This window comes from Streptomyces tauricus (assembly GCF_014650955.1).
In the GTDB taxonomy this organism is placed as follows: domain Bacteria; phylum Actinomycetota; class Actinomycetes; order Streptomycetales; family Streptomycetaceae; genus Streptomyces; species Streptomyces tauricus.
Window position 1 is genome coordinate 38,024 of the sequence record NZ_BMVY01000032.1, and the last position, 11,570, is coordinate 49,593.

Below are 11,570 nucleotides of genomic sequence, written 5' to 3' on the forward strand. Positions count from 1 at the left end.
CGGGCAGAGACAGCCGCCGTACGGGGTGTCGGGCGGGGCGCCCCACGGGCAGGCGTGCAGGTCGTCGTGCCGGTGTCGTCATCTTCTCGCGTGCTCCTACTGGATCCAGTGCCCTCAGTGATCTGTGCTGCGGTGGTCTGTGCTGCGCCGCGTCGCTCGCGCTCACCGCTGGGCGTTCTTCGGCACCGTGATCTGGTGTTCGCCCCAGCTCATCCGGGTCGTCGCCGAGTAGTTGACCGTCGTGCCCGCGTCGAGACCGGCCTTCTCGGCCCTGGCGGACGGTTCGACCAGCACGCTCAGCTCAGCGAGCATCTCGCCGCTGGAGGGGTCCACGACCAGCCGCTGCTCCACCGTCCCCAGCGGGGTCGACGGTGTGCCGGGGAAGGTGAAGCCGACGCCCTCGCGCCCCAGCGGATCGGTGACACGGCCGAGGCCGCGGACGCCGGGCAGTTCCGCCATCACCCGGTACGCGGCCGCCCGGACGGCGGGTTCGACGGGCATCGTGATGAGGTTGGCCGCCTGCCGCAGCACGTACCCCGTGCGGCCGACGCCGGTGTCGGCGCCGCTGTCCTGCGCGTACAGCCTCTCCAGCTCTCGGTGCAACTTGCCGCTGTCGGACGGTAGTTCACGCAGGTCCTGGTAGGTGATGTTCTGCGGGCCGAGGGCGTAGATCTTGTCGTCGGCGTCCGTGCGCATGACCATCGGCCGCCGGGTCCCCATCGTGTAACCCAGCGTGCCGCCCTGCTCGTTGCCGGACACTTCGGCCTGCAGCGTCCCGGGTGAGCCGGCGGCCCGCCAGCGTGCCTCGTCCGCCGCGGTACGGGGCTCGGTCACGCCGTCCAGACCCGAGACCATCAGACTCCGGGTTCCCGGGCGCACGCCCACCGACCACTTGTCGGTCGACGTGGTCCGCACGGCGAGGAGTTGGTCCTTGTCTCCCGCCGGGGCGACGACGTTCACGTCCTCCGAGCGCGTGGTGGTCTGCCAGTACGTGCCTTCGCCGGCCGGCGTCTCCGCCTTCTTCGCCACGCTGAGCAGTTCGAGGCGGCCGTCGACGCGTACGTCACCATCTGCGCCCGGTCCCGTGGCGCCCGGGTCCGCGGCGGCGGACGAGGACTGCGGGGCCGCTCCCGCGCGGGTGCCCGAAGAGTCCCGGTCGAGCGTGGTCACCACCACCGCGGACGCCGCGACCGCGGTGAGGGCCGCGACTGCCCCGAGCGGTCGGATCCCGCTCCACAGAGGGCCGCGTACCCCGGAGCGTGCCGTGCGAGTGTCCGTCGTCCGGGCCAGGATGCGGGCCAGGTCCTCGTGCTGACGTGGGGAGCCGGCCAGCCGGGACGGGTCCAGTTCGTCGGGCCGGGCGTCCGCGAGCACCTTCATGACGTCGGGCCGTCCGGCCCGTTCGCGGGTGTTCTTCATGTGAGTGCTCCTCTGCGGTCAGTGCGGTCAGTGCGGTCAGCGCGATCGGTGCGATCAGCGCGGTGAGTGCGGTCAGTGCGGGTCGGGTGTTGCGTGTGGTGCAGGTGTTGCGGGGTTCGTTCCTGGGGTGCGGAGTCCGGTCTTCGCGCCGGGGCCGTGTCTGCCAGGTACGCCGGTTCCAGGGCCTTCTCCAGACGGCGGCGGGCCCGGTGCAGCCGGACCGTCAGCGTCGCGGTGGTGCAGCCCAGCACCCGGGCGGCCTGCTTGGTGCTCAGGCCGTGCCAGGCGATGAGCGTCAGCAGTTCCCGGTCGGCGTCCGACAGCCCCGCCAGGGCCTGCAACGCGGCTTCCCGGTCGGTCACGTCCGCCGCGACATCGCCGACCTCGGCCGGACCGCCGCTGCCGCCGTTGCCGAGGCCGATGCGCCGTGCCTCCTCGGCGGCGAGCAGGTACTGGTGGCTGTCCCGGCGACGCATCTCGCGCACCAGGTTGCGGGCCACTCCCAGCAGCCAGGGCAGCGCGGGCTGCGGCAGGTCCCGCACCCGACGCCAGGCCACCGTGAACGTCTCGCTGGTGATGTCCTCTCCTACCTGCCGTCCCACCAGGCTGGTGGTGTAGGCGAGGACGCGCGGATAGCACTCCTCATAGATGTCCCGGAAGCGTTGGGCATGGGTCACGCGCCGTCCCCTCTTGTCGGCTCTCTCACCAAGCAATGCGCGCAGCGGCCCACTTCTTACAGGTGGAGCAGAAATTCATGTGATGCGGTCCCGAGCCGTATGAGATGGGGCCGCACATGGCGAAGCGGGGCCCGGCGTACCGGGCCCCGCTCACGTGACACTTCGTGCCTGACACCGTCCGGGCCGGTCCAGCCCTGCCCGGACACTCCCCAGTGATGCCCGGACAGGGCTGATCGGTTCCGGCGTACCCCTGGCAGACGGGCCGGTGTCCACCACCAGAGGCCGCCGCGACGCTTCTAGCTTGGTGCGCGGTGCGGCGTACGGGCAACCGTTTCAACGCAGACTGAAAACCGCAGGTCGTGACGGTCGACAGGAGGCGTCGCGCGCGTTCCTGCGCGAAGCGCCGAAAGCGGCCCGCCGCTGCCCCCGCTGCCGGGCCCGCGACCGGCCCGCTGCTGCGCCCGGGCTTCTTCGCCGAGCTGTCGTTCCGACGTCAGTTCCCACCGCTATGCTCGCCGGTGTTCGAGTGATACATGGGGCCGGTGGCGAGGAAGCCATCGGGAGGGGCGTGAGGCGGGCATGTTGTCCGGCAGTGATGATCAGCAGGGTGCGGCGCACGCGGCACGGGGTGCCGGGCGTCTGATCGCGGGTCGGTACCGGCTGATCGACCAGCTCGGCAGGGGCGGCATGGGCACCGTCTGGCGCGCCCACGACCAGCTGCTCGCGCGGGATGTCGCCGCCAAGGAGCTGCACGTCTTCACCCAGGGCGACGAGGACCACCGCGTGTGGCTGCGCCGTGCCGTACGGGAGGCACGGGTGGTGGCCCGGGTACCGCACCCGCATGTGGTCGGCGTCCACGACCTCGTCGAGTACGAGGACCGGCTGTGGATCGTCATGGAACTCATCGACGGCCCCTCGCTCGCCCAACTCCTCGCCCGGAACGGCCCGTTGGAGCCGACACGGGTCGCCGCACTGGGGGCGCAACTGCTCGGCGCGCTCGACGCCGTGCACGCCGCCGGAGCCCTGCACCGGGACGTCAAGCCGGCCAACATCCTGCTCCGCCGCGACGGCAGCGCGGTTCTGACGGACTTCGGCATCGCCGTCCTCGACGACGGCGAGGCACTCACCAACTCCGGTGAATTCGCGGGCTCCGTCGAGTACATGGCGCCCGAACGCGTCAACGGCGGTGAGGTCGGGCCCGCTTCGGACCTGTGGTCACTGGCCGCGACACTCGTCACCGCCGCCACCGGGGCGTCCCCCTTCCGCCGTCCCGCACACGCGGCCACCCTGCACGCCGTCGCGTACGAACAGCCCAATCTCCCGGCGCAGTTGGGTCCGCTGCTCCCGGCCGTGGAGGCACTGCTGCGCAAGGCGCCCGAGGAGCGGCCCTCCATCCCCGACGCGACGACCGCCCTGCGGCACGCCGCCGAGGGGCTCGCGGCCGACCCGAGGTCGCTGCCGTCGGCCACCGTCCGGATAGCGATCCCGGCCGGCGCCTCCCTCGCGGACGCGGAGACCCGGACCCGGCAGCACGTTCCGTGGACGGACCACACGGCACCCACCGCCGCACCCACGTCGCGGTACGACGCCGCGACCGCGGCGGCGCTGCTGCGCAGGGAGGAGAGCCGGCGTGACAGACGGGTCCTGGGGCTGGTGGTCTCCTCGGTCGCCCTCGTCTTCGCGGGGACCGGCCTCGGCCTCTTCCTCGCCGGGGTGCCGCCCTTCGAACGGGCCGCCCAGGCCGACGCGTCGGACAGCGAGGACACGGGAAGCGAAGCCGGGATCTCCCTGCCGGCCGGTACGCCCCTGCCGGCGACGCCCGTCGTCAACGAGTCGGTGGTCCATGGCGCCGAGGGCTGGCAGCGCGTCACCGACACGCTCATCCAGTCCGGCGACACGGTCACCGTCCGCTTCACCTCTGGGCAGTGGACCGTGGACAGCCCCGAGATGCCGCTGACAGGACCGGACGGTTACGACGCCGAGACCGACAAGTCGCTCGACTTCGCCGCGGCGGACTGCAAGGTCAACGAGTCGGCTCCCTTCGGCGCGCTCCTCGGGCGTTTCACCGAGAGCGGGGAGGGCGAGGAGAGCCACGTCGTGGGGAAGGAGTGGACCTTCGAGGCGGCGGCCGGGGGCACGCTCGAACTGCGCATCAACGACGCCGACGGCGGCTGCGTCGCCGACAACTCGGGTGACCTGTCCGTGACGGTGACCGTCGCCAAGGGCGCCTAGATGAATGGCACTTCGGCTCCGTACGGCGTCGTACCCGGCGGCCCCGCCTCACCGGTGGTCCTGCACGTACCGCACTCCTCACGGACCGTCCCCGCGGACGTTCGGAAGGACATCCTGCTCAACGACACCGCGCTGGAACGGGAGTTGGACCACATCACCGACTCGCACACCGAGCGGATCGCGGCGGAGGCCGCCGCCCGGTGCGCGGTGACGCCCTGGCAGTTCGTCAACCACTTGTCCCGACTGGTCGTCGACCCCGAACGCTTCCCCGACGAACGGGAGGAGATGCGGGCCGTCGGCATGGGAGCCGTCTACACCCGCACCACGCACCGCAAGCCACTCCGGCGGGGCGGCCACCTGGGCCACCTGGACGCGGCGGCCGAACAGCCGCTCCTGGAACGCTACTTCGACCCGTACGCCGCCGCCATGACCGAGGCGGTGACCCGGCGCCTGGAGACTGTCGGGCGAGCCGTGATCATCGACGTGCACTCCTACCCCACCGAGCGGCTGCCGTACGAACTCCACGGCGACGGCCCCCGGCCGCCCGTCTGCCTCGGGACCGACGCCTTCCACACCCCGCCCGACCTCCGCACCCGCGCCGAGGAGGCGTTCACCGGCTTCGGCGGTACGGGCATCAACAGCCCCTTCGCCGGAACGTACGTACCGCTGACGTACTACGGCACCGACCGCCGGGTCAGCGCCCTGATGATCGAGATCCGACGCGATGTCTACATGACCGAGCCCGGCGGCCCTGCGGGCCCGGGCCTCGACCGGCTGGCGGCCGCACTGGCGGAACTGGTCGACGCGGTCACCGCGCCCGGGACCGGACCACGCCCGGGACCGGGACCGGCTGAGCCTCCCGGTCACCGCCGGACCCCGCCCTCTGATACCACCGACGTATGGGAATCGAGCGGTTCATCGGCATCGATCTGGCCTGGGCGCACGGCGGAACCCGCAGGCCCAACGAGACGGGTGTGGCCGCCGTCGACGCCTCCGGCACGGTCGTCGACTGCGGCTGGACCCGCGGCCTCGACGAGACGACGGAATGGCTGACCGGGACAGCCGTCGACGGATCGACCCTGGTCTTCGTCGACGCGCCGCTGGTCGTCGACAATCCGGCGGGCCAGCGGACGTGCGAGCGGGAGGTGGGACAGCGGTACGGCCGTTGGAAGGTGAGCGCGAACAGCACCAACCTGGGCTCCGCCCGCCTGGCCGGTGTGCTCCTGCTCGAACGGCTCCGGAAGGCGGGCTGGTCCTACGACGACGGCAGGGAAGGTCCGCCGGCCAGCGGCCTGGTCCTGTCCGAGTGCTACCCGTACACCACGCTCGTCGGAGCGCCCGAGCTGGGTTACGGCCAGGAGCGCCCCACCTACAAACGCCGGCCGGCGCGCGTGCCGGCGGCCGACTGGCGAGCGGTGCGGGCGCAGGCGTGCGACCGGCTGATCGGCCGGATGGCGGGCCTCGCCACCGCCGACCCGCCCCTGCTGCTCGCCTCGCACCCGGTCTCCCGTCGGCTGACCGAGGAGCCCTCACCTCAGCGGGCGGCCGACTACAAGCACCGGGAGGACCTCATCGACGCGCTGCTCTGCGCGTGGACGGCCGCGTTGTGGTCACGGCACGGGCTCACACGCTGTCAGGTACTCGGGGCGGGCGGCCCCGCCCCGCGGGGGTACGCGCCCACGATCATCGCCCCGGCCCGCGCCGAGCAGCGCCGGGACAGGGAGCCCGGACGCGAATAACCCCATGCGTCGGGCTGGTCTCGTTCCCTACACTCGCCTCACCACGCGCACCGCACACCAACGCGGCGCGTCCCGTGACCATGTGAGAGGAGCCCGGCCATGCGGTACCGCACCGCTGTCGTCGTTCCTCTGTCGCGGTACGAGGTGATCCTCGTGTCTTCGTGGCACCGGTGCGGGCTGCGCGGCTCGCATCGGATGCCCGTCACGAATGTCTGACATCTGACATCTGACGTGTCCGGACCTCTGATACGTCCGATGCGTCCGGACCTCCGACACGTCCGACGACACGTCCGACACGTCCGACACGTACGGGAATCGCGCCGACCCCATCCGGATCAGTCAGTCCTGGAAGGCCTTGGGCCGTGCGTACCGAACTCCACCTTCATCACCTCGATCACCTCGATCCCCTTCATGACAGCGGCTCCGCGCCTCGCGTCGCCCCGCTGGATGCCGTCCGCAATCTGGGCATCCTCGCCCACGTCGACGCGGGCAAGACCACCGTCACCGAGCGGATCCTGTATGTCACCGGGACCACGCACAAGCGTGGTGAGGTCCATGAGGGTACGACCGTCACCGACTTCGACTCCCAGGAGCGCGACCGCGGGATCACCATCTTCGCCGCCGCCGTCAGTTGTGACTGGGACGGGCATCGGATCAACCTGATCGACACTCCGGGGCACGTCGACTTCTCCGACGAGGTCGTACGTTCGCTGCGCGTGCTGGACGGGGCGGTCGCGGTGTTCGACGCCGTCGCGGGGGTCGAACCGCAGAGCGAGTCGGTGTGGCGGCAGGCCGACCGGTTCGGCGTACCGCGGATCGCGTTCGTCAACAAGCTGGACCGGGCCGGGGCCGACCTCGACTCGGCGGTCGCGTCCATCCGGGAACGGCTGCATCCGGCGCCGCTGGTCGTGCAGTTGCCCATCGGCTCGGAGGACGGGTTCCGCGGAGTCGTCGACCTGCTGCGTATGCGGGCGCTGGTCTGGGCCGACGGCCAGGGCGAAGGAGGGTTCCAGGACGGGCCCGTACCCGAGGAGCTGCGCGAGGAGGCGGGTCGGCGACGGCGACTGCTGGAGGAGGCCGTCGCGGAGCTGCATCCCGGCGCCCTGGAGGAGTTCTGTACGCCGGCCGGCCTCTCCGCGCGGACGCTCGCGGGCGCGCTGCGCGACCTGACCCGTACCGGTGACGGTGTGGTCGTGCTGTGCGGCTCGGCCTACCGCAACCGGGGCATCGAACCGCTGCTGGACGCCGTGGTCGCGTATCTGCCCGCGCCGTCGGACGTGCCCGCCGTACGCGGCACGCTGGACGATGCCGAGCAGGTGCGGGCCGCCGATGCGGACGCGCCGTTCGCGGCCCTGGCGTTCAAGGTGAACGCCACCGCCACCGGGCGGCTGACGTATCTGCGGGTGTACTCGGGGACGATCCGGAAGGGAGAGGTGGTGGCCGTGCGGGACGCGAGTGCGACGCGCACCGAACGGATCGGCCGGATCCTGCGGGTCCAGGCCGACCGGCACGCCCAGCTGGACCGGGCCGTGGCCGGGGACATCGTCGCCGTGGTCGGACTGAAGTCCGCCCGCGCGGGATCGACCCTGTGCGCACCCGGCGCTCCGCTGGTCCTCGAACCGCCGGCCACCCCCGACCCCGTCGTCTCGGTCGCGGTCGAGGCCCGGACGAGCACGGACACGGATCGTCTGGTGACCGCGCTGGCACGGCTCGTCGAGGAGGATCCCTCCCTGGCGGTCCGGACCGACGACGAGACCGGTCAGACGGTCCTGTCGGGCATGGGTGAACTGCATCTGGAGGTGGCGGTCGAGAAGATCCGCCGCGCCCAGGGGCTGGACATCCGGGTCGGCCGGCCGAGGGTGGCCTACCGGGAGACCGTCGTACGCGGGGTCGCCGGGCTGGTCTACCGGCATGTCAAACAGGACGGCGGAGCGGGTCAGTTCGCCCATGTCGTGCTCGACGTCGAGCCGTTGGAGGGTGCCGCCGACCGCGAGGACGGTACCGGTGCGACCGGGTTCGAGTTCCGGTCGACCGTCGTCGGGGGCCGGGTGCCGCAGGAGTACGTACGGGCCGTGGAGGCCGGTTGCCGGGACGCGCTGGGCGAAGGTCCGCTCGGCGGGCATCCCGTGACCGGGCTGCGGGTCGTCCTGCGGGACGGTGCGACCCATGCGAAGGACTCCTCGGAGATGGCGTTCCGTACGGCCGGACGGCTCGCGCTCCGTGAGGCGTTGCGGGCGAGCGCGATGGCGGTGCTGGAACCGGTGGTCGAGGTCACGGTCACCGCTCCGGACGAGGCCGTGGGCGGGGTCCTCGGCGACCTCGCGGCGCGGCGCGGCCGGGTCACCGGGTCGACCACGCGGGCGGGCGCGGCGGTCGTCACCGCCACCGTGCCGCTCGCCGAACTGTTCGGCTACGCGACACGGTTGCGCAGCCGCACGCAGGGTCGGGGGGTTTTCACCACCCGACCCACGGGGTACGCCCCGGCACCGGGGTCGGCACCGGGGCCGGGGCCGGGGCCGGGCGAAGGGACTCCGGCGCCCCGGTAGTCCGGACGGCCCCGGGGGCCCCGAGCTCAGGGCTCTGGGGTCCGGGCTCCAGCCCCGGGTTTCGGGCTCAGGGCTCAGGGTTCCGGGCTCAGATTCCGGCCCCGGGTTTCGGGCTCCGGCCCCGCCGCTCACGTCTCCGGCTCCGGCCCCGGGCTCCGGGGTGGGGCGAGGGGACACGGGCGCCCCGCCGGACGGGCTCGCCCCGGATTCCGGGGCGGGCCCAGGTTCTCCAGGTTCTGGGGTGGGGCGAGAGGACACCGGAGCCCCGGTAGTCCGGACGGTCTCCGGGTCGGGCTTCGAGCTCCGAGGCGGGCACCGGTCGGGCTCCGGGCGGGGATCGTGCTTCGAGGTGGGGTCCGGGCTCCGAGGGGGGCCGGAGGGAGGCCGGGTTCCAGTGTGGAGCCCGGCCGGTCGGCCTCGCCCTCCCCTGCGGCAAGGGCGCCGGGGACAGCGCGGACGACGACGGCGCCTTCGCCGGTCCCGGCGGGGTCTGGGCAGGTTCAGGGGCGAGGTCCGACGGCCTCGCCCCGACGGTCCCTGCCCAGGCGGCTCAGTTCCGGCGGACCCAAGCGGCAGCCCCAAGCGCCGGCCCTGAACGTCGGCCCCGCCCACGCAAGGGCGGGACCGCCGCTCCCCGAGTGGGCCTCAGCGCAACGCGTCCCGCACCGACTCCCCAGCCCCCGCGACATGACGTTCCGCCAGGTCCAGCGCGCACCCCCGTAAGCCCAAGTCCCCCTGTCCGAAGGCGACGGACAGGTCGGCGAGTAATCTGTCCGCGCGCGCCGGATGCCGCTGGATCGCGCGGTCCAGCCAAGCCAGTTGCGTGCGCACCAGCTTTCTCTCCGGGCGGAGCAGGAGCCGTTCGCATGCCTCGGTGAGTGCGTCGGGCTCCAGCACTCCCGACTCGTCCAGGCCGGCCAGGACCTCCTGGGCGTGCGCGGCCACCGGCAACGACCGGTCGAGCAGCGCCAGATGGTCCCGTACCAGGAGCGCGTTCTCGGCCGGTGTGGAGCGCAGGGCCCGCAGGAACGCCAGGAACGGCGCGGGCTCCGTGTGCGTGCCGTCGTCCCGCAGGCGCCCGAGCAGGCGGGCGGCCAGCGCGGCCCGTGCGGGGGCCACCCGGGCGTGTTCGGCCGGGGTGAGCGCCACCGCCTCCAGCATGGCCGCCGCCTCGGCCCCTCCCGGCGGATCGCCGGCCATGTCCCGGAAGAGGTTGTCGACCAGCTCGGCACGGTCGGCGAAGCCCTCGGCGGTGAGGGCGACGACGGCCTCCAGCAGCCACCCCGGACGGCCGAAGACGACACGCCCGGGTCTCGCCACCGCCAAGGGGACGAGTGTCGGGGTGAAGGGGTCCGCGCGCAGCCGCTCCAGGAGGTCGGCACCCGGTACCCCGCCCCGTACCCGCGCGGGCCGCTCCCGGTTGTTCGCGCGGTTGTACAGCCAGGCCAGGACGAACTTCCGGGAGGCCGGCGGCGGGCAGCCGGTGTCGTGGACGAGGTGTTCGGTGATCGTGTACACCGTGTCCGAGGCCGTCGCCCGCTCCCCGAGCCGTGCCGCCAGCTCGGCGCGCCAGGCGACGGGCTGCAGGTCAAGGACGTCCACGGTCCAGGTGTCCACCTTGAAGTACCGGTACGTCAGGAGCCAGGACGCCGCGGCGTCGGGGGTGACCTGGCAGCCCAGTTCGGCGGCGAACAGGGCTGTTTTCACCTCGGCGGTGTTGGCCCGCCGGGAGACCGCCTCGCGGTGGGCCCTCAGCCCGGCCGCGCACGCCCCACGCTGCTCCGGTGACAGCGCGCCCAGCTCCCGGACCACTCCGGCGAGGTCGCCGGCCTCCACAAGTTCGACCAGCTTCATCGTGCCGCCTTCGTCATTTACGTATCGGTAAGTAGGCCCGGGGGGTGGTGAGTTGGGCCATGCATGCGGACACGCTAGGGCCGGGGGCCGGCAGGACGAAGAAAACGTTCAGAGGGCAGCGATCGAGGGCGGGGGCCCCGGGGCCGCTTCCGGCGGACCGTACGAAGATGAGACCCGCCGTCTCGATTTCTGAGACGCATGTTTGACATTAGGTGACCTTATGAACGATAAAGGACATGCTTTGACCATCTATTCACGATCCGTGTTCGCCCCATCGGTGATCCGGCGATCCGGGATCGCCGCCACCCCCTAGCCGAATGAGTCCGCCGTGTCCCAGTCCACCGCCTCCGCGGCTTCCGTCGACCCGGGGGAGGAGTGGGAGGCCTGGCGTGCCGAGCGCCACCGCTCGCTCACCTCGCCGACCGGGAACCTCGCCCTCGTCGAGACCCGCTGGCTGCCGGCCGGCGAGGAGCCCGACGTCGAGGCGGCCCGTGCGGAGCAGCCGGACCGTGTGACGGTCACCACGCTCCGGCGCACCGACCTCGTCACCGGCGCACCCGAGCACGGTCTGCGCCTGTGGGACGCGGACTCGCCCGCCATCCGGCACTTCGAGGGCGTCTCCGCCTTCCCGTACGACCCGGCGTGGGTCCTGGAAGCGGCCTACACCCCGGTGCCCGGCGCCCGCCGCGTCGCGTTCGAGCACCTCCGGGACAACGGCGGCACCCGTGAGCTGGTCGTCCCGGGTGACATCACGCTCACCGTCGACGGCCGCGCGTACACGCTCAGCGCCTTCGACGACGACGGCACCCTGCTCCTCGTCTTCGGCGACCCCACGAACGGGGACACCACCTACGGCGCAGGCCGCTTCCTGTTCGTACGGCGGACCGAGGACGACAACCGGGTGATCCTCGACTTCAACCGGGCCTTCGTGCCGCCCTGCGGGTTCTCCGATCAGTACAACTGTCCGATGCCGCCGCGGCAGAACCGCTTCCACCTGGCCGTCGAGGCCGGCGAGAAGCTTCCCCTCTTCCGCGACGGCTTCCCGGCCCAGCACTGATCGCCCCCTCCGCACCGAATCCCGCAGCACCGGGCGGCTCCCGGCA

The 11,570-nt window shown here is 72.4% G+C and carries 7 protein-coding genes and 1 pseudogene; 5 read left to right on the forward strand and 3 right to left on the reverse strand.

The features are described from left to right. Window positions 1-162: 162 nt before the first annotated feature. Entirely contained in the window at window positions 163-1,419 is a 1,257-nt protein-coding gene (locus tag IE278_RS33235) for a CU044_5270 family protein (RefSeq protein WP_189777714.1), read from the reverse strand. After that, window positions 1,416-2,096 carry an RNA polymerase sigma factor gene (locus tag IE278_RS33240; protein ID WP_189777716.1) on the reverse strand — a complete coding sequence of 227 codons (681 nt, stop codon included), beginning with the start codon at window positions 2,094-2,096 and terminating at the stop codon, window positions 1,416-1,418. The genes IE278_RS33235 and IE278_RS33240 overlap by 4 nt, the downstream gene beginning before the upstream one ends. Window positions 2,097-2,675: 579 nt before the next feature. Here IE278_RS33240 and IE278_RS33245 point away from each other — a divergent pair. From IE278_RS33245 to fusA, 4 genes and pseudogenes are all read left to right on the forward strand, one after another. Beyond that, window positions 2,676-4,328, forward strand: a complete 1,653-nt coding sequence (locus tag IE278_RS33245) for a serine/threonine-protein kinase (protein WP_189777718.1) — start codon at window positions 2,676-2,678, stop codon at window positions 4,326-4,328. Further along, window positions 4,329-5,141 (forward strand): annotated as a pseudogene (locus tag IE278_RS33250) (N-formylglutamate amidohydrolase); the annotation flags it as partial. It lies immediately after the preceding gene. Between the two features lie 161 nt (window positions 5,142-5,302). After that, complete coding sequence (locus tag IE278_RS33255; RefSeq protein WP_246571027.1) at window positions 5,303-6,067, forward strand: DUF429 domain-containing protein; 765 nt, start codon at window positions 5,303-5,305, stop codon at window positions 6,065-6,067. A 443-nt stretch (window positions 6,068-6,510) separates the two neighbouring features. Continuing rightward, window positions 6,511-8,613: an elongation factor G gene (gene fusA / locus IE278_RS33260; RefSeq protein WP_246571040.1), complete on the forward strand. Its 2,103-nt coding sequence runs from the start codon at window positions 6,511-6,513 to the stop codon at window positions 8,611-8,613. 645 nt (window positions 8,614-9,258) lie between these two features. Here fusA and IE278_RS33265 read toward each other — a convergent pair. Continuing rightward, window positions 9,259-10,467 carry a hypothetical protein gene (locus IE278_RS33265; protein WP_189777725.1) on the reverse strand — a complete coding sequence of 403 codons (1,209 nt, stop codon included), beginning with the start codon at window positions 10,465-10,467 and terminating at the stop codon, window positions 9,259-9,261. A 328-nt stretch (window positions 10,468-10,795) separates the two neighbouring features. Between IE278_RS33265 and IE278_RS33270 the strand changes: the two genes are divergently transcribed. Next, window positions 10,796-11,524 carry a DUF1684 domain-containing protein gene (locus tag IE278_RS33270; RefSeq protein WP_189777727.1) on the forward strand — a complete coding sequence of 243 codons (729 nt, stop codon included), beginning with the start codon at window positions 10,796-10,798 and terminating at the stop codon, window positions 11,522-11,524. Window positions 11,525-11,570 lie beyond the last annotated feature (46 nt).